Source organism: Dyella humicola, from assembly GCF_026283945.1.
Classification (GTDB): domain Bacteria; phylum Pseudomonadota; class Gammaproteobacteria; order Xanthomonadales; family Rhodanobacteraceae; genus Dyella; species Dyella humicola.
In genome coordinates this window covers 201,764-218,217 of the sequence record NZ_JAPDPC010000002.1, presented here as the reverse complement: position 1 = coordinate 218,217, position 16,454 = coordinate 201,764, and the positions used below count along the sequence as shown (strand labels likewise).

Sequence of the window (16,454 nt, the reverse complement as noted above, 5' to 3'; positions counted from 1 at the left end):
TGTCATCGACACCCGCAGAGGAGCATGCCATGCACCACAGCAGGCTGTGCACGATCGTGATCGACTGCCAGACCGACGACCTCGCGGCGGCCACCACGTTCTGGAGCCACGCGCTCGGCAAGTCCATCGTCACGCTCGACCAGGATGGCGACGGGCGTTATGCGGAGCTGGCAACGGCTGATGATGAGCCGATCATCCTGCTACAGCGCGTCGAGCACGACAGCCGCGTGCACCTGGATATCGAGACGGATGATCTGGCGGCCGAAGTCGAGCGACTTGAAAAACTCGGCGCCAGTCGCGTGGCCTGCGTGCGCGACCGCTGGTGGGTCATGCAGGCGCCCAGCGGTCATCGCTTTTGTGTGATCCGCCAGCAGCGGGAACGCTTCGGCCCGCACCTCAATCGGTGGGAATGATCCGCTGGCACCCGCCCATCGCACCACACCAGGCATCCATCGCATGGTGCGAGCGGGAATAGGGTTGAAGCACGACCTCAATAATCGCGGACATCCAACGCAACAAAGCCGCGAACACTGTAGCCGGCACCCGCTGCCGGCCATGCCAAGGACGCCAACAGACGGTCGCCGGCCGGCCACGGCTCATTGTCGAGCAGCGCTTCGGCGCTCACCTGGCCGTCTTCGGCACGACGGTGGAACAGGCGCACCCAGTGCAGCTCCGGGCTGAGTGATTCGTTCTGCAATGCGCTGTGCAACGCCGGCACGAGCTCGCTTGGCGCCTCAACGCCATCGCGACTCGACACCAGCGGGCCGATGAACGCGTCCCACGTGCGTACGCCGATGTCCCAGCTCTGCAGCTGCATCCGGCGATCGTCGGTGACATACCAGCATGCCGCCAGCACGACATGGAACACGCTACGCTCGAACGTTTCCAGCGCGTTGCGGCAAGCGTCCTCGCCAACACCCACGCCGGCGAAACTCTCTTCGATGTGGCGGTCCTCGCTGATCACGATATCGACGTCCAGACGTCCGGGCTCGCCTGCCGAGCCCTCGTGCCAGAGAGCCCGGACGGCCGGAAAATCGCCGTCTGTCATCAGCCACTCTTCGTCGGGTTCCAGCTCTACGTCATGCCGCTCGAACAGGCGAAGCAGATAGCGTTGCAGCGTTGCGTCGTCCATGGGAATTCTCGTCGTTTCTATGAGCGGGCGCGGGGACGCCAGAGAAGATGGCGGATGATGATCGCCAACACCAACACCAGCACACAGGCACCGTAACCATAAAGAGCCGGCAATACCTGCTGCCAGATGGCACCGCTTGAAGGGCCGTATTCACCAACGGCGGGCACGCTTGCCGTATCAAAAGCCACGATGTCGCACTGCACCGCAGCGAAGGCGGCCAGCAGCAAGGCGGCCACGTCAAAGCTGCGACGTGCGCGCGTGCGCGGCAAACTCTTGGGGTAGGCCCAATAAGCCCAACCGAGGATGAGCAGCCAAGGCGCCAACAACAGGATGGCGAGAAAACGCATAAGTCAGGTCACTCCGTAAGCGCCAGCGCTCACCGCACTCAATCCTGTGCAGCGAGCTGATCCAGTGCCCCACGCAAACGCGCGAGGGCTTCGTCCCGCGTCTGTTCGTCGCCGTAGGTCGGCGTTGTGGCCACATGTTCGCCATCCAATTCCAACGCCAGCGCCCTCGGTTGTGCCTGCAGCACGGCCGAGACCGCACCCAGTTCCTTGATGCGCTTCTGCAACGCGCCAGCCGACTTGGGATCGGCAAACGATTTCGACAGCAGCAACTCTTCGCCATCGGCGGAGAACAGGCGGAAACGGAAGCTACCATCGCCATCACGAAAACTGGCGAAGCGCGGCAATTTGCCCGTCTTGGCTGCGGCCTTGGACGCTGCCTGCGGCGCGGCCACGCTACCCGAGCGCAGGCCAATCGCATCGCGCAGCTCGGCAATCTTGGGGGCTGCGATCGCCCGCGCTTTTTTCGCACCTTCGTGCAAAATCTCTTCGATCACCGCGGGACGCGCAATCAACGCATCGTAGCTCTCGCGCATGGGCGCGACATCCACTTCAATGCGCTCGAACAACACCTGCTTGGCCTCGCCCCAACCGATCCCGTCGACCAGGGCCTGGCGGAACGCCGCCGACTCGGCTTCGCTGGCGAACGCGCGAAAAATGGTGAAGAGCGCGGAGTTGTCCGGGTCCTTCGCCTCGCCGGGAAGGCGCGAGTCGGTGACGATACGCATGATCGTGTCACGCAAATGCTTCTGACCGCCAGCGAATAGCGGAATGGTGTTGTCGTAACTCTTGGACATCTTGCGGCCGTCCAGACCCGGCAACGTCGCCACCTGCTCTTCGATGACCACGTCCGGCAGCGCGAAAAACTCGCGACCATAGATGTGATTGAAGCGCTGCGCGATATCGCGCGTCATCTCGACGTGCTGAATCTGGTCGCGCCCCACCGGTACCTTGTTGGCGTTGAAGGCGAGGATGTCGGCGGCCATCAGCACCGGATACATGTACAGGCCCGCGGTGACGCCGGCGTCGGCGTCCTCGCCTGCCGCGCTGTTCTTGTCGACGGCGGCCTTGTAGGCGTGCGCGCGATTGAGCAGGCCCTTGGCCGTGACGCAGGTGAGGAACCAGGTCAGTTCCGGGATTTCCGGAATATCAGACTGGCGATAGAACGTGACCTTCTGCGGATCGAGGCCGGCGGCCAGCCAGGTGGCGGCAATCTCCAGGCGCGAACGCTCGATGCGGGCCGCGTTGTCACTCTTGATCAGTGCGTGATAGTCGGCCATGAAGTAGAACGCGTCGACGTCGTCACGCAGGCTGGCGGCCACCGCCGGGCGGATGGCACCGACGTAGTTGCCCAGATGCGGTGTGCCGGTGGTGGTGATACCAGTGAGTACGCGGGTCTTCATGTGCGCTTCTTTATGCTTGTTGTCGTGACAGAGCGTTAACGGATCAGGGTGGACTTGCCGAACAGCGATTCGACCAGATCCACCGCCAGCCTTGCCGTCTGATTGCGCTTGTCGAAGGCCGGATTGAGTTCGACGATATCCAGTGAACTCACGCGACCGGTGTCGGCAATCATCTCCATGCACAGCTGCGCCTCGCGATAATTCGGGCCACCTCGCACGGTCGTACCCACGCCAGGCGCAATGGTCGGATCGAGGAAGTCGACATCGAAACTCACGTGCAGATGCGTGTTCTCATCCACATCGGCGAGCGCCTCTTCCATCGTACGCTTCATGCCCACTTCGTCGATGCGACGCATGTCGAAGATACTGACCTGTGCCTCGCGCACCAGTCGCTTCTCGCCCTCGTCCACCGAGCGGATGCCGATCTGGCGAAACACATCCGGCGTGGTGGCGGGCACATGCCCGCCGACTTCGACCAGTGCCTTGGGCCCGTTGCCGCACAGGCAAGCCACCGGCATGCCATGGATATTGCCCGAGGGCGTGACGTCAGCCGTGTTGAAGTCGGCATGCGCATCGAGCCAGAGCACGCGAAGTTTCTTACCCTGCTCGCGGCAATAGCGCGCCACGGCGCTGATCGAGCCGATGGCCAGGCAATGGTCGCCACCCAGCATGACCGGCACCCGCCCATCTGTCAGCTCGGTATAGACGGCCGTATGCACCGCCTCATTCCACGCGACGACCTGGGGCAGATGGCGATAACCGTCCTGCGGCGGCTGCCAGGGATTGACCGGCCCCTGCAGATTGCCGTGATCGATCACCTCGAAACCGCGCCGCTCCAGCTTGCTGGCCAGGTTGGCCACGCGCAGCGCCTCCGGGCCCATCGAGGCGCCACGATGTCCAGCGCCGATGTCGGTGGGAACACCAATCAGGGATAGTGCCTTGTTGCGCATGAAGTCTCGTCAGTGAAGAGGGATTGAATCGGCAGCGCTCTCGCGCACCAGCGGAAGATGACGTTGCCGCCATCCATCGAGGCTGCCTTCGAGCTGGCGCACATGGGTGAACCCCAGGCCCAGCAAGGTTTCCTGCGCACGCGCGGCACGCCGCCCGGACACGCAGTACACCACGATTTCGCGATCGCGCGGCACACCCAGGGCGCCGGCGCGACTGGCCAGCTCCTCCACCGGGATATTCAGCGCACCCGCAATATGGCCGTCGCGGAATTCATCCGTGTGACGCACATCGAGCAGCAAGGGCGTTTGCCCCGTCTGTTGCTGCGCCAGCAGCTGGTCGGCTGCGAGCGGGGCGTCCATCGCCATAGCCACGTTCGCCCCCGCCAGCATGAGTAGGGCGGCCAAGGACGCATTGCGCATGGGGGATCCTCGAATGGTGCGGCAGCAGGAGTACAAAGTTAGCTGCAATACAGTGATTTCTCTACTTTTATCAGATAACCATTCGCATGGTTACCACCAAAGTTACCGTCATAACGCGCCAGTAACCCCAGCTCGCCGGCACGGCAAACACCGTCATTCTACCCGGCCGCACCGATTAGTCAGCCCACTGGGGCGCCGCCCACGCAGGGCGTAGCCAGCCTCCAAAAGGCTCGTCTGTCCGTTGACGCGGCAACGACGAGCACTAGCTCAACTTGCCCGCCAAGCCTCAATCCTGATGCCCCTCCGTCGCAGATTCATGAGGATAACCGTGGTTACGCCGACGCCCCTGGTGAGATATCCGGGCTAATGCGCGCCAAATTCAGCTACGCGATTCCCTGTAGAGCCCGAAGTTGAGTTCCTTCCTAACTAAGGAGAGTTGCTTCATGAATACAGCTTCGCTGCAACACGGGACCGCCCGCACCGGACGTTTCCTGACGTCGGTCCTTGCGCTCGCCGTGAGCCTGGTCGCGCCGGTTGCCGCACAGGCGGTGCAACCCGCGACCGTGCTGTTCGACAACGTGCGCGTCTTTGACGGCAAGAGTGCGTCGCTCACGGGGCCATCGAATGTGCTCGTGCGCGGCAACCGGATCGAGAAGATCTCGACCGCGCCCCTCCCGGCCGAGGCCACCAAGGGCGCCACGGTCATCGACGGCGGTGGTCGCACGCTGATGCCGGGGCTGATCGATGCGCACTGGCATGCCATGTTGGTGCGGCCGTCGCCCGCGCAGGCGCTGACTGCCGACCTCGGCTACACCACGCTGCTTGCTGCCGCCGAGGCCACCGATACGCTGATGCGTGGCTTCACCACCGTACGCGACCTGGGCGGCCCGGCCTTCTCCCTGAAGCGCGCCATCGATGACGGTTTAGTGGTGGGTCCGCGCATCTTTCCGTCGGGGGCCATACTCACGGTCACCGGCGGCCACGGTGATTTCCGCCAGTTGTTCGAGGTGCCGCGGATCGAAGGAATGCCTTTGGCGCGCATGGAGGAACTCGGCGCGGCCAAGGTCACCGATTCGCCCGACGAGGTGACGCGGCGTGCCCGCGAGCAAATGCTGCTTGGGGCTTCGCAGATCAAGCTTACGGCGAGCGGTGGCGTGTCGTCGCCACACAGCCCGATCGACGTCATCACGTTCACGCCGGCCGAGCTGAGCGCCGCAGTGCAGGTGGCGAAAGACCGAGGCACCTACGTCACCGCGCATGCGTACACGCCGCTGGCGATGCAGCGCGCCGTCAATGCAGGCGCCCAGTGCATCGAGCACGGGCAGTTAATGGACGAGGCCACCGCGAAGCTGATGGCCGAAAAGGGCACCTGGCTCAGCATCCAGCCGTTTCCGGACGGAATGGAGCAAATCTTCCCGCCCGGCTCCGACGAACGCGAGAAGGCGCTGGAGGTGATGAAGGGCACGGATCGCGCCTACGAGCTCGCAAAGAAATATCACCTCAAGACCGCCTTTGGCTCCGACGTCCTGTTCTCACCTGATCTGGCCAGGCGCCAAGGTGCGCTGCTGGCAAGTCTCACCAAGTGGTACACGCCGGCCGAGGCGCTGGCCATGGCCACCGGCACCAACGGCGAACTGCTCGCACTATCGGGCGAGCGCAGTCCCTACCGGGGCAAGCTGGGCGTCGTCGAGGAGGGTGCGCTCGCTGATCTGCTGCTGGTCGACGGCGATCCGATCGCCAACATCAAGCTCGTCGCCGACCCGGCGAAGAACTTCGTGGTGATCATGAAGGACGGCAAGATCTTCAAGAACACGCTGGGGCAGCACCCGTAGAACCTCACGCGCCTCCCCGGCCAAGGGCATAGGGCTAACAAGGTCCATCAGCATCAGCCACAAAAAAGGCCAGAACCGCCAGTATTACTGGGGTTTCTGGCCTGAATTGGATAGGGCTGGATGCCCATTTGGTGCCGGCAGCAGGCATGTAAAAATGACCCAAACCACTTGAATTTACTGCATTAAATTCAATCGGTATATGCATGATACCCCCAAAAATACCCCCAGACACGAGCTGCTTGCCGATTGATATTATCGGTGCCATGGCCCGCAGCAAGAAGAAAACGCCCATCCATGGAATAACTTCCGCCGTGTCCGAGGCACAGGACAAAGCGCTGTGGCATCGTGCCTATCGTCGCGGCGAGCGTCAGCGAATCCAGCAAGATGCCGATCCGGTGCTAGTCGACGAGAACCAGTATTCGAGTCCATGGAAGATGGACAAGGACGGCAAGGTTTATGTGCCCGACCAGCCGACCTTGCTGAGAAAATAAAGAAGTCAGGAGCTGGTCGGCTCCCGACTTCTTTATACCCATACGACGTTCCGGACGTTCCGGCGTTCCAATGCCCGGCAAACCGCACCACTAAGCCATTTGTGGCTCGACGCTTCGCGTTCCGGCTGCCGCGGGCAAAACGTTCCACGTTCCATCAGTCACCTGCGTGCACAGCGCCCCCGTCGAAAACATAGAGGCGAGCGCGCTTACCTAAGCCGTCGACCCGAATGCTCTGGGGCGCGCAATCCTTGCCAGGCTTGAGCCAGTCGGCCTTGATAAGCACGTCGATAGCCCATTTCTGGTTGTGTCCCTCGATGATCTGCTTAAACGCCTCGGGGAAAACCAGATACTCCACAGCATGTTCGTCATCGCCTTTGCGACGGAAACCCGCACGTTCGCGAATAAGTAACTTCTCGCTCTGGCGTCCCTCGGGCTCGAATCGGCTTTCGCCATGCGCTTCAAAGAATGCGCGAACCTGAGATAGGAGTGCCTCGGGTTCCGAGTTTCCATTGGTGCCGCGCGCCTCTTGCCAATTTGCGAAGCACTTCTTCGCAGCTGCGGCTGCTTCGCCCTCAGGCCAGTCCGTGAGCCCGTAACTTGTCGCCAGCTCACCTGCCGCGCCGATCAGTGCAAACCGCTGAGCGACACGCCGCACCTGTCCGTCTGCCTGACGCCCAGCAAGCTCGTTAGCAAGGCTGTCGCGAATCGCTCGCAGCTTGGCCCTTGCCACCTCAGGGTTTGCCGTTACAGCCTGAAGCAGAGCCGGGAGCGCGTGTCCAAAATGCGCGCGCGCCGCGGTCTTTAGTTGATCCGCGAATTCGCCAGCGCTCAACCCTGCGGGTAACCTTTCAAACATACCGAAACCGGCACCCGCATCCGCCGCCATATCAATTACGCGGACTTCTTGTCCTGCACGCCGCTTGCCTCCCGACTCGGTAACCAGATCGCCAAGGCTGATCTCGCCAGACGAAAGGAAGATCAATTGAAACTTTGCGATGGCGCGAGCGCTGCCGTCGCGGGCGGAACGACCTTTTCCTTGCCCGTTGGCGAGCATGTAAGCCACTGCACCGGCCTTGCTGGGGTCGAGTTGGCCGATTTCATCCAAGGGCAGCATCAGATCGGAATGGAGTGAAGCCGTTCCTTCCAGCGCATTGTCTGTTTGTCGCCAGGTGCGCATGAATTCGGGCGGACCAAAGATCGATGACGCGACAAGCACGGCAGTTGTTTTGCCAAGGCTTGATCCGCCACGCAGGTGCACGCCTCCGCCTTCGCTGTTCAGCAGTCCAAGACAGGGACCGGCGAACCCTGTGGAAAGCGCGAGCAACAGCCGCGAGTTACCGGCGCACGGGGCGGCCACATGGGAACGCCAGCCATCTAGCGTGCCGCTCCTCCCGAGAGCGACGGAGTCAGGTGCCGTCGTCTGAAAGATGATGGGCTCGGCCTGCGGGGCGCCGTAGGTCTCCTTGGGGAGAACGAATGCATCGCCGTGCCAGCCGGTGCGCGTGACACACCTCGCCGTCACCTTAGGGCTGGCCTGCTGTATGTAGTCGTTCAGGAGCTTTCGCGCCCTCGACGCGCTCGATATGTCGAGACCCTGTCGCAGTAGTTCCGCGCGAAGATCAGCACCGTCCGTCGCCAGCATTGAGCAAGGCATAGCCCATTGATGACGCCGACGGTCGCGATCGTCGAACACCAAGAGGCGACCCCATTCGCTACCTGTTTCATCTCGGGTGAGAGCGCCGATATGCAGGGGTGAGCAAATCCAAGTCGGTGCCTGATCGACATCAGTGCCGTCCTGTTCGTTTTTGCAATCGATCCAGTGCACGCCGTCCTTATAGCCCTTTCGGCCAATGGTTACTTCGAAGCGCGTGCCGGCGGGCTTGAGAGAGGGGGCCGCCAGGGAAAGGTCGATGATTTCGGTAATGGATGGCAGATCAACGGTTGCGCTGCTGCTTAGAAAGTTCGGAGGCTTGCGTTTGTGCGTATGCGCGGATTGACTACTAGTTTGTGACTGGATCACTGGGTAATGCCTCGATGATTTCTGGATTGCCGCTATGCGCGGCGTAAAGGTCATTGAAGTCGCCGGGGATGGGAGGAACTGCTAGGAAGCCGCTCACTGCAGCAGCAGCGGCGGTTGCCGCCTTAACACCGGGGTTGCTGCCATCTGGTTTCGCATCATTGTCGGCGCACACCGTGATGCGAATGGACGGATATTTGCTGCGCAGCACTTGAGCGACGGCAATTAGATTGCCCGCAGAAAAAGCCACAGCTACGGGAAGCCCTGTTGCCGCGTATAACGTTTTGCCGGTTGCCCAGCCCTCGCAAATCAGCAAATGGTCGCCAGCGCTGCCGATGGTGGCGTACAGGCCAGACACTCGGCCGTCACGTAGGAAACGCTTTTCCCCATCAGCTCTGATGCGCTGCACGTTGTGAACTTTTCCGGTCCCGTCGCGCAATGGAACAAGCAGAAAGCCCGAGCGATCCCGCAACCCTGACGCGTCAATCCCTTTGCGCATGAGGTATGGGTGATGCTCAGACGCAGGGGTTGCCTGCGTCCATTGCTCATTCGCCAAGCGTGAGGCTGCCGCCTGCTTGGCTCGCAGCTCGGACGCGCGCGAGACTTTCGCTTGCTCAATCGCGATTCGCAGGCACTCACGCTCGCCAGGTGTTAGTGCGCCATCGCCACCAAGCACCATGGTTTCCTTTAGGTCTTTCGCCCAGTCACCGAAGGCCACCACTGGGCGGGAGCCGTCCGTAAATACAACGGCCCACCCGTTCCGTTTGCGCCGGGAGCGGTCGCGATCGCTAGTGCTGAAACGGCAAAGAACACCGTCCAGCCGAAGGCGCTCAGGCTCGGCTACGTCGACGCCCGCGCGGTGCATTGCCGTCAGAACGCCTTGTTGAATATCGCCGTGGATCAACGGCGAAGCTCCATCAAGGCGAGCACGGCATTCCGATGGCCCAGGCCTGTCTGTCGCTGATGGAAATCCACCATGTCACCGCGCCTATCGCACGCCAGGCAGCTCCAGCTGCTGGGGCGACCGTACAGGCGCACGGAAAAGCACCGGTGACCGGTCCCGCAAAAAGGACAATGCCCTTGCGCATATCCTTGACGGCATGTATCGCGGAGGCTGGTGCCACATAACCCCGGCACACGTGACCCGTAGTAGTCGGCCGGCTCCGGCAAACGCAGTTGCCAATTACGGGGCAGGTCTTCCACGTGACCTGACCGACTCATGCCGCCACCCCGACACCACGCGAGGCTGCGATGCGTTCGGCGACCCAACTTTGTACTTCCGACTCGATCCAGCCCGACGCGGATACGCCTAGCTTGATACGGCGAGGGAAGCGCCCATCAGCCTCAAGCCGATATGTCTGGGAGCGGGACAAACCGGTTGTTTCGCAAACGTCGTTCAACCGGAGAATGCGGATATTTTTGAGCTTGGATTCCACTTTGGTATCGCCTTAGATAGGTATCGCCGTAGCAAGTCGCTACGGCGGCCCTTGGACGGGGCGACACGAACATTAGACACGTCGGGGCTTGCTTCCCTCACTGGGGACTTCCGCCCGTACATTGCGTCTTAATGGTGCCGCACAGCCCAAAGCAAGGCGATGATCATGGACGCCAAACGCGAATCCCTCGGTGGGGATTTCCGCACATGTCTTGCGTCTTAATGGTGTCGCCTAGCCGCGAGCAAGCCAACTCTAAGCAAGCCTTGTGTGCGCTCCCTCGGTGGGGATGTCCGCTTTTCACGCGAATTCACACGACCGGACGAATGCAATGACAGACAACACGACGCCTCGCACCTTCGGCGAAACGCTCGACATCAAAGAAGCCGCCGCGCTGCTTCGGCTCGGCTATGACTCAATGAAAGAGCGGATGGACGAAGGCGCTGTCCCGGCCGTCGTACTGAATCAGAAGCACACCGTATTGCGACGCGACGACTTGCTGGCCTACGTCCGCGACGAAGGCCGCAAGCAGGCCGAAGAACGTCGGCGCAAGCAGCGGACGCCCATCGTTCGCGCCGTCAAACCATCCACCGGCGGCCGTGCTCGAACTGTGCTCGCCGACCTGGACGCACTCGACCGAGCTACCAAAGACGATCGGCCAGACTCGTCTGCTAACGTCGACCGCTTGCTGCGGATTGCGGTGATGACTGAACAGCGTTCCGGTACGTTTTGAGCAACGTGCTGGTGTTGGGCACCTTGCTGCTGTACCCAATTTAGGCCAACCGAAAGGTCGGCTGTGGGTCGGGAGCGGACCTTTTCACTTACGTGCGATCTTGCTTCAGATATGCCAGGGCGGCGTCCAGTTGGTCAAACACCCCTGGCTGCTCTGTTGCCTGCCTCTCAGTGTCCAAGCCAAACCAGAGCGTCGCTAGCGCGCCGGCACAGGCAGAACCGACCACGATAGCGATTGGCCTGCTTCCCGGCGGATCAAGGGCGACCTCAATCATGTCGCCCCATTCGTAGCTCAGCTTCGATATGTCGATAACCAGGCTTTTATGCCACCAGATGCCGGAAGCAAGGCCTACGATGCCCTTCATGAAGGCCGCATTTGGGTCTCCTGCGGAGCCATCGCGGTAGCGTCCGGAAAAGCTCACGATCAAAGACCGGTTGCTTTTATAGGGCCCACCGTCCGTCAGGTGAATCTCGTAGGCCATAGTCGGACATGCGTCCGCCAAGCTTAGCTTTTGCATTAGGTCCTTCTAGCTTCCTGTGATTGCACTAGATGTCCGCTGTGGGTCGGAAGCGGACACTGGCTTGTTTCATCCTATTGGCCTGACTCGTAACTTCCAAAGGGGTCGATGCATGGAATATTCGGCACAGGCTCACCTATTCGTCGGATCGCGAGGCGGATGGCGCTAGCAGAAACCGCCGGTGCGTTTTCACAGGGGCGATCCTCAAGGGCTTTTACCAGCGCCGGCACCGCACGCTTGGCGCGCGGTCCAAGCTGTCCAAGCGCACCCGCAATCCATCCCCGTATTGCGTCATCCTGGTCACGCATCAAGATTGCCAGCGCATCAATGTCACTATCCGAAACGGATCGAGCCACAGGTCCTGCTGCCCAGAGCGCCAGGTCCTGGGCGTACTGGATGCGCCTCTTCCTAGCCGGCTCATGCCTTATGAGAGTAAGTACCTGCTCAACATGCGAGTCCTGGACCTGGGCGTCCTGGTTTCTCACGCCTAAGGAAAATGGTGGCGACGCCGCGTATATGCACGAATGCCAGCAAATGCTGGCAATCGACAAACCTACGAATGTAAGCGCGCTCGCGATCGGCCGCATCTTTCTTCCTATAACGTGAACTGTCTGCTTCGGGTCGGAAGCGGACTAAATCTGTGCGGAGCTTACAGGCGCTCGACAATGGGCTCGCCTGGTCCTCGCCAGAAGACGTGGTCAACCGAACCAGCAACAAGTCCCTCGGACGCCAGAAGCTCGAAAACATCCGCAGGCGGGTTGGGGCCTGCGGACACGAACGGCACCTTCAGCAATTGCAGGGAAGTCAAAAGGCTAGCCAGCTCCGACTTTCCCGCATAAGCGATAGCAACGGACTCTGTGCCGGGCATCGCCGTTCCGCCGAGCGCCTCACGTAGCCGTTCGGACTCGCAGTGAACGACGACCGATTTGGCGAGCACGCTCTCTACATAGTCCATCACCACCCCTATCTTGTTGGCGAAAACCTAGCAGCGGAAAGGTCCGCTATGGGTCGGAAGCGGACCTTCTCACTTTTGACCAATTTCGCTTTTTAGGATCCGGTTGTAAGCCAAGACGTACGCAGTGGCAACATCGATGAGGTGCTGATGCTCAGCACTTTCCGGAGCATCCGAGGTTCCATCCAGGCATCGAACGCCAACCCTTGGCGGAGGATTATTTCCGTCAGGGCCTGGAACGCTACATGTATACCCGTTGATGCCAACGGGCCGGAAGTCACCCGCTGCTACATGTGCCTTCACGTCCTGGCCGGGGTTGTCCAGATTAAGGGCCGAAAGCGTCACTCTGAGCATCGCTGTCTGAGTATCCAATTGCTTCGCAGCACTTGCCTGACTTGCCCAGCCAATGAACAGTCCAACCACGCAGATCGCGATGGTCGCGCGAGCCCTAAACATCGAAGTCTCCCCCTAAGAAAATGCATTCCGACCATCAACAGCTATGTCCGCAATGGGTCGGTAGCGGACATTTCAGACGACCACGGCACACTCTATACAACCACGAATTTATCGCCAAGAAATTGCATAGCCGCCACCATGTGCTCAGCAATTTTGCGACGCTCGCTATGGTCCAGCTCTACGTCGGCATGGGGTGGTAGCCATGGTCCAATGCGATCCACAAATACTGGCTGGACAGAGCCGGGTGCAAGGTTTTCTAAAGCATGGCGCAAAGTTCGCCCACCTCGCGAGTATTCGATACAGAACTCTGTCACTGGGCTGCCGCAACGAATCACGGTGAATCCGTCGCTACTTGACGCACCCCACACGCCGGTGAGTTTCGCGAACATGGCTTCTCCCATAGCTAGACAATGTGGCGTTCCTGGACTGAGTCGGAGATGTCCGCTCTGGGTCGCAAGCGGACCTTAGCTTAACCACTCGGCTAGCCACTTCACCTAGTTCTAAGCCAAGAGATGGCGCCGCCCTGGGCTTGGTATTCCTCGATCGACATGTCTCGCACTACCGTTGCCTCTTTGTCGTCCGCGTAGATGCTGCCGTAAAACAAAACGGGTGGCTTCCATCGCGCCCTAAATTCTTGAAAGCTAAGGCCGGTGCCGGGCGAGCCTTCTTCGGCGCGCAGCAATGGGACCACTTTGAGGTCATCGCGGCCCAGCAATTTGTTCATTCTGGCCTCAAAGAGGCCGCGACTCCGCGCATCTCCACGGAGCTCGTCTACATTCAACTGCGAAACGATAACTTCGTTGCCCCTGGTGCTAGTTAGCGCACCAATTCCCATGGTGACCATATCCGTATCACCAGAAGGGACGAAGACGGGAAACTCATTAGCGCCATCACTGAGCCAGCTGACATACCCTGAAGCCATCCCCATCTCATCCTTAGCCACTACGTGCTCCTCCGGCGTACTACTTCGTAACACGACTTCAGCTTGAAGGTCATGTCCGCTCCGGGTCGGTAGCGGACCTTACGGCGCTTCAAATCTTCTTGTGAAACGCGAAGCTTTGAGCATCCCGCTGCAGCTTTCCCCGGGCGTAAAGGCCGACCAGATGGTCCTGACGAGAGGCATCAGGAGGCACGAAGAAATGTTCCCCGGGGAACCTCAGTTCGTCCTGCCGAGCCACGACTTCAGACTCGATGCTGCGGTACTCGTCCTCTCCTACGAACACAGCTACGGCTTTGTGAAAGGCGACCATGTAGCCGCCCTCCTTCAAAGGGACAACACGGAAGTCAATCAGGAAGCGTGCTTCATGCATGGCCTTGCGCGCATCGTCGACGTCGTCCACCCCGGCCGTCAGTGACAGCAGGGTGCCATTCTTCATGATCGTTATTCCGCCACGGCCCTTTGTGTCGGCCATGAGGCGCTCCTCAATCTCATTGAGTGGCGTGAGATTTTCGGGTTCCCATCCGAGCCTCAGATCCTGCATAGCGTCCCCTGCGCCCTTAGCCGAGTTCCTGCCAGATTATGTCTGCTTTGGGTCGACAGCGGACTCTTTTAGCGTACGAACGACGGGCTAGGAAGTCCAAGCCCGTATGCGCCTGATTACCCGCCATCCGTCCTTTGCGCGCTGGAGTTCAACGAACTCTCCGTGCGCACATAGCCCCCCACAGTCCTCGGAGAAATAGACGACCGCAGTGTCCTTAGTTTCGGAAAAGACAGGCATGCTGACCCTGAGCAGGACGCCGATGTCCGGAAACGTGTCCTTGAAGCCAGTGTTCGCTCCAATTGGGATCAAGACGCCTGGAGGAACCGGGAACTCCATAGGGTGTTTCGCTGGCCTATCGAATGCTGCCTTGAGCCGCGCGTACGACACCACTCGAACTCGCGGACACTCTATGCTTTTCGGTAATGCATCAGTTGCTTCGCTACGGCTTACGAGGCCCGCGATCTGGTCACTGGTGATGCCACTCGGGTGGCCCATCTGGGTTGCATCTGGAGCTAACGGCTTCGAGGAAAGTAAGACTTTCCCTCGGTCCTTCCCGTCGCATTGAAGGGCGACCACCGCAGCTAAAACAGCTCTGTCCGCTTTGGCATCAAAGGCCGTCACTTGGTCGCCATGCGCGATCTTCGCTACCGAGACCGTCGCGACTGCTAAGAGCAACATCCTTGCCAAACGAGCCATCAACTCCCCCTTAGTCTCAGCTTCACAACAACCCGGGAATGTCCGCTGTGGGTCGGAAGCAGACCTTTCTAGTATGCCGACGCCCTCGCCGCCGACAAGCATAGTTGCTTCCCCATAGCAGGCAGATTGTCGAAGTCCGCCATTCGGCCTAAGAAGGCAACAACGACGCGTGTTTGTGCGCGATCTGACACCAAGCTTCGAGGCGTCCGTCCCACCCGGAAGCACCAAACAGCTTGAACGTCAGCCACTCGTCACCGGCCGATGAGGCAGGCTCGGCACCAACGTCAATTGCCGGTCCTGCTTCACTCAGCGGAAGCCTTAAGGCCATTGATGTCATGCCCTCGGCGAAGGCGAATATCGTTCCATTGGTATAAGCCACGACGTACCCGAAGCGCTCTCGATCTGAGCAGTAAAGTTGCGTGTTCGGCAGCAGACGAACCGCGTGAACAAGCGGCAAAGCAATGTCCGAATGGGCCGATTTCCCATCCAGATACGACAGCACCAGCTCGTTCTCACGTCGGACCAATTCGCGAGGAAGTTTCGTCAACATTGGACAATCCTTGGATGACTTGGCCTTACGCATGTCTGCTCTGGGTCGAAAGCGGACTCATTTCGTGCGGCGCTACGGGCGCTCAAGAATAGGTTGGCCTGGACCCCGCCAGAAGACATGGTCAACAGAACCGGCAACCAGTCCCTCTGCCGCAAGCAGCTCGAAAACGTCGGAAGGCGGGTTGGGACCTGCGGACACAAAGGGCACTTTCAGGGATTGCAGGGTCGTCAAAATGTTAGCCAGATCTGACTTTCCCGCATAAGCGATAGCAACAGATTCAGTGCCCAGCATCTTCGTTCCACCGAGCCTCTGACGTAACTCATCGGACTCACAGTGAACGATGACGGATTTGGCGAGCACGCTCTCGACGTAGTCCATTACTACCCCCTATTTCGATCGCAAAAACTTAGCACGGGAAAGGTCCGCTGTGGGTCGTAAGCGGGCCCTCGGTTCAGCTACCAACTTGCACGCGTGCCTCTTGTTCGAAATACGCGACAACCGCCTTGATCTTGAACAGATAAAGCCCGGCGGCTACCACAACCAGTGCACCGACCAATCCAAGTACCCAGTTCCCAAAGATTGGATAAGGAATGACTAGTCCGATGGTTGCAAAGCCAAGATAGGCCATGCGCGCCCAAGGCTTCTTCCTAAGAATGGCCACACCGGCCGCCAGACCAAAGATGCCGATGATGGATGCAAAGAACCCGGCTCCGCTGCTCCACCATTCCGCCTGGGAGACGTGACGTCCATTAATAGCGAAGGATTCGTTCGGCACGACGGACACGATAAGAAAAATCACGCACGCCAACGCGTGACCCGTCATGAATCTAAGCAGTTTTGGCATCGCCCAAAAATTCGCCCACATTTACCCACCCCCTTGCGCCGTCCCCAGCAGTCGAAAATCCAGGGGCCATTTCAACACAAACCGAAATGTCCGCTTCGGGTCGAGAGCGGACCCTTTCAGAATATAACCAGTAGCACCTGACAACAGCAGGCTACGCCCCAGGTCAGCAACTGTAGGGCGCTCAGCGCTTGCCGGGACGGGTG

22 protein-coding genes are annotated in these 16,454 nt (G+C 60.1%); 4 read left to right on the top strand and 18 right to left on the bottom strand.

Features of this window, described 5'->3' with window-relative positions:
• Nucleotides 1-29: 29 nt before the first annotated feature.
• Nucleotides 30-413 (top strand): VOC family protein, encoded by a 384-nt coding sequence (locus OUZ30_RS15710; RefSeq protein ID WP_266183375.1) that lies wholly within the window; start codon nucleotides 30-32, stop codon nucleotides 411-413.
• A 77-nt stretch (nucleotides 414-490) separates the two neighbouring features.
• Here OUZ30_RS15710 and OUZ30_RS15705 read toward each other — a convergent pair whose 3' ends face one another.
• From OUZ30_RS15705 to OUZ30_RS15685, 5 genes are read right to left on the bottom strand one after another with little or no spacing between them, the layout of a single operon-like run.
• Entirely contained in the window at nucleotides 491-1,132 is a 642-nt protein-coding gene (locus OUZ30_RS15705; RefSeq protein WP_266183374.1) for a DUF6348 family protein, read from the bottom strand.
• 17 nt (nucleotides 1,133-1,149) lie between these two features.
• The gene (locus tag OUZ30_RS15700) at nucleotides 1,150-1,479 is read right to left on the bottom strand and encodes a hypothetical protein (protein ID WP_266183373.1); all 330 of its coding nucleotides are present in this window, start codon (nucleotides 1,477-1,479) and stop codon (nucleotides 1,150-1,152) included.
• 38 nt (nucleotides 1,480-1,517) lie between these two features.
• Nucleotides 1,518-2,879, bottom strand: a complete 1,362-nt coding sequence (locus tag OUZ30_RS15695) for a tryptophan--tRNA ligase (protein ID WP_266183372.1) — start codon at nucleotides 2,877-2,879, stop codon at nucleotides 1,518-1,520.
• Between the two features lie 35 nt (nucleotides 2,880-2,914).
• The gene (gene rocF / locus OUZ30_RS15690) at nucleotides 2,915-3,829 is read right to left on the bottom strand and encodes an arginase (protein ID WP_266183371.1); all 915 of its coding nucleotides are present in this window, start codon (nucleotides 3,827-3,829) and stop codon (nucleotides 2,915-2,917) included.
• Between the two features lie 9 nt (nucleotides 3,830-3,838).
• Nucleotides 3,839-4,249: a rhodanese-like domain-containing protein gene (locus OUZ30_RS15685; RefSeq protein WP_266183370.1), complete on the bottom strand. Its 411-nt coding sequence runs from the start codon at nucleotides 4,247-4,249 to the stop codon at nucleotides 3,839-3,841.
• 515 nt (nucleotides 4,250-4,764) lie between these two features.
• On the opposite strand from OUZ30_RS15685, the gene OUZ30_RS15680 reads away from it, so the two are divergent.
• A complete protein-coding gene (locus OUZ30_RS15680) occupies nucleotides 4,765-6,081 on the top strand; it encodes a metal-dependent hydrolase family protein (protein WP_266183369.1) in 1,317 nt (438 codons plus the stop codon).
• Between the two features lie 34 nt (nucleotides 6,082-6,115).
• Here the strand turns inward: OUZ30_RS15680 and OUZ30_RS15675 are convergent, their stop codons facing one another.
• On the bottom strand, nucleotides 6,116-6,286 hold the full coding sequence (locus tag OUZ30_RS15675; protein ID WP_266183368.1) for a hypothetical protein: 171 nt from the start codon (nucleotides 6,284-6,286) through the stop codon (nucleotides 6,116-6,118).
• 34 nt (nucleotides 6,287-6,320) lie between these two features.
• Between OUZ30_RS15675 and OUZ30_RS15670 the strand changes: the two genes are divergently transcribed.
• Nucleotides 6,321-6,572: a hypothetical protein gene (locus OUZ30_RS15670; RefSeq protein WP_266183367.1), complete on the top strand. Its 252-nt coding sequence runs from the start codon at nucleotides 6,321-6,323 to the stop codon at nucleotides 6,570-6,572.
• A gap of 154 nt (nucleotides 6,573-6,726) precedes the next feature.
• Here the strand turns inward: OUZ30_RS15670 and OUZ30_RS15665 are convergent, their stop codons facing one another.
• From OUZ30_RS15665 to OUZ30_RS15655, 3 genes are all read right to left on the bottom strand, one after another.
• Nucleotides 6,727-8,592: a DUF927 domain-containing protein gene (locus OUZ30_RS15665; protein ID WP_266183366.1), complete on the bottom strand. Its 1,866-nt coding sequence runs from the start codon at nucleotides 8,590-8,592 to the stop codon at nucleotides 6,727-6,729.
• Nucleotides 8,573-9,493, bottom strand: a complete 921-nt coding sequence (locus OUZ30_RS15660; RefSeq protein ID WP_266183365.1) for a toprim domain-containing protein — start codon at nucleotides 9,491-9,493, stop codon at nucleotides 8,573-8,575. The genes OUZ30_RS15665 and OUZ30_RS15660 overlap by 20 nt, the downstream gene beginning before the upstream one ends.
• Nucleotides 9,494-9,806: 313 nt before the next feature.
• Entirely contained in the window at nucleotides 9,807-10,025 is a 219-nt protein-coding gene (locus tag OUZ30_RS15655; RefSeq protein ID WP_266183364.1) for a helix-turn-helix transcriptional regulator, read from the bottom strand.
• A 286-nt stretch (nucleotides 10,026-10,311) separates the two neighbouring features.
• On the opposite strand from OUZ30_RS15655, the gene OUZ30_RS15650 reads away from it, so the two are divergent.
• Nucleotides 10,312-10,755: a hypothetical protein gene (locus tag OUZ30_RS15650; RefSeq protein WP_266183363.1), complete on the top strand. Its 444-nt coding sequence runs from the start codon at nucleotides 10,312-10,314 to the stop codon at nucleotides 10,753-10,755.
• An 88-nt stretch (nucleotides 10,756-10,843) separates the two neighbouring features.
• Here OUZ30_RS15650 and OUZ30_RS15645 read toward each other — a convergent pair whose 3' ends face one another.
• The 9 genes from OUZ30_RS15645 to OUZ30_RS15610 form a co-directional block, all read right to left on the bottom strand.
• On the bottom strand, nucleotides 10,844-11,236 hold the full coding sequence (locus OUZ30_RS15645) for a hypothetical protein (RefSeq protein ID WP_266183362.1): 393 nt from the start codon (nucleotides 11,234-11,236) through the stop codon (nucleotides 10,844-10,846).
• Between the two features lie 110 nt (nucleotides 11,237-11,346).
• Nucleotides 11,347-11,580 (bottom strand): HEAT repeat domain-containing protein, encoded by a 234-nt coding sequence (locus OUZ30_RS20465; RefSeq protein ID WP_425601530.1) that lies wholly within the window; start codon nucleotides 11,578-11,580, stop codon nucleotides 11,347-11,349.
• A 341-nt stretch (nucleotides 11,581-11,921) separates the two neighbouring features.
• Nucleotides 11,922-12,227, bottom strand: a complete 306-nt coding sequence (locus OUZ30_RS15640; RefSeq protein WP_266183361.1) for a hypothetical protein — start codon at nucleotides 12,225-12,227, stop codon at nucleotides 11,922-11,924.
• A 545-nt stretch (nucleotides 12,228-12,772) separates the two neighbouring features.
• Nucleotides 12,773-13,069, bottom strand: coding sequence for a hypothetical protein (locus OUZ30_RS15635; protein ID WP_266183360.1), 297 nt, complete (start codon nucleotides 13,067-13,069; stop codon nucleotides 12,773-12,775).
• A gap of 101 nt (nucleotides 13,070-13,170) precedes the next feature.
• Complete coding sequence (locus tag OUZ30_RS15630) at nucleotides 13,171-13,623, bottom strand: hypothetical protein (RefSeq protein WP_266183359.1); 453 nt, start codon at nucleotides 13,621-13,623, stop codon at nucleotides 13,171-13,173.
• A gap of 88 nt (nucleotides 13,624-13,711) precedes the next feature.
• The gene (locus tag OUZ30_RS15625; protein ID WP_266183358.1) at nucleotides 13,712-14,092 is read right to left on the bottom strand and encodes a hypothetical protein; all 381 of its coding nucleotides are present in this window, start codon (nucleotides 14,090-14,092) and stop codon (nucleotides 13,712-13,714) included.
• A 913-nt stretch (nucleotides 14,093-15,005) separates the two neighbouring features.
• Nucleotides 15,006-15,407 carry a hypothetical protein gene (locus OUZ30_RS15620; protein WP_266183357.1) on the bottom strand — a complete coding sequence of 134 codons (402 nt, stop codon included), beginning with the start codon at nucleotides 15,405-15,407 and terminating at the stop codon, nucleotides 15,006-15,008.
• 72 nt (nucleotides 15,408-15,479) lie between these two features.
• The gene (locus OUZ30_RS15615) at nucleotides 15,480-15,785 is read right to left on the bottom strand and encodes a hypothetical protein (protein ID WP_266183356.1); all 306 of its coding nucleotides are present in this window, start codon (nucleotides 15,783-15,785) and stop codon (nucleotides 15,480-15,482) included.
• Between the two features lie 73 nt (nucleotides 15,786-15,858).
• Entirely contained in the window at nucleotides 15,859-16,272 is a 414-nt protein-coding gene (locus OUZ30_RS15610) for a hypothetical protein (RefSeq protein ID WP_266183355.1), read from the bottom strand.
• Between the last annotated feature and the right edge of the window lie 182 nt (nucleotides 16,273-16,454).

What these genes read in the sequence shown, in the direction of transcription:
- OUZ30_RS15675 (WP_266183368.1), bottom strand. Translation starts at nt 6,286, where the DNA reads ATGCATATACCGATTGAATTTAATGCAGTAAATTCAAGTGGTTTGGGT.
- rocF (WP_266183371.1), bottom strand. Translation starts at nt 3,829, where the DNA reads ATGCGCAACAAGGCACTATCCCTGATTGGTGTTCCCACCGACATCGGC.
- OUZ30_RS15625 (WP_266183358.1), bottom strand. Translation starts at nt 14,092, where the DNA reads ATGGCCGACACAAAGGGCCGTGGCGGAATAACGATCATGAAGAATGGC.
- OUZ30_RS20465 (WP_425601530.1), bottom strand. Translation starts at nt 11,580, where the DNA reads ATGCGTGACCAGGATGACGCAATACGGGGATGGATTGCGGGTGCGCTT.
- OUZ30_RS15610 (WP_266183355.1), bottom strand. Translation starts at nt 16,272, where the DNA reads ATGTGGGCGAATTTTTGGGCGATGCCAAAACTGCTTAGATTCATGACG.
- OUZ30_RS15685 (WP_266183370.1), bottom strand. Translation starts at nt 4,249, where the DNA reads ATGCGCAATGCGTCCTTGGCCGCCCTACTCATGCTGGCGGGGGCGAAC.
- OUZ30_RS15705 (WP_266183374.1), bottom strand. Translation starts at nt 1,132, where the DNA reads ATGGACGACGCAACGCTGCAACGCTATCTGCTTCGCCTGTTCGAGCGG.
- OUZ30_RS15640 (WP_266183361.1), bottom strand. Translation starts at nt 12,227, where the DNA reads ATGGACTATGTAGAGAGCGTGCTCGCCAAATCGGTCGTCGTTCACTGC.
- OUZ30_RS15700 (WP_266183373.1), bottom strand. Translation starts at nt 1,479, where the DNA reads ATGCGTTTTCTCGCCATCCTGTTGTTGGCGCCTTGGCTGCTCATCCTC.
- OUZ30_RS15615 (WP_266183356.1), bottom strand. Translation starts at nt 15,785, where the DNA reads ATGGACTACGTCGAGAGCGTGCTCGCCAAATCCGTCATCGTTCACTGT.
- OUZ30_RS15650 (WP_266183363.1), top strand. Translation starts at nt 10,312, where the DNA reads ATGTCCGCTTTTCACGCGAATTCACACGACCGGACGAATGCAATGACA.
- OUZ30_RS15635 (WP_266183360.1), bottom strand. Translation starts at nt 13,069, where the DNA reads ATGTTCGCGAAACTCACCGGCGTGTGGGGTGCGTCAAGTAGCGACGGA.
- OUZ30_RS15710 (WP_266183375.1), top strand. Translation starts at nt 30, where the DNA reads ATGCACCACAGCAGGCTGTGCACGATCGTGATCGACTGCCAGACCGAC.
- OUZ30_RS15695 (WP_266183372.1), bottom strand. Translation starts at nt 2,879, where the DNA reads ATGAAGACCCGCGTACTCACTGGTATCACCACCACCGGCACACCGCAT.
- OUZ30_RS15645 (WP_266183362.1), bottom strand. Translation starts at nt 11,236, where the DNA reads ATGGCCTACGAGATTCACCTGACGGACGGTGGGCCCTATAAAAGCAAC.
- OUZ30_RS15620 (WP_266183357.1), bottom strand. Translation starts at nt 15,407, where the DNA reads ATGTTGACGAAACTTCCTCGCGAATTGGTCCGACGTGAGAACGAGCTG.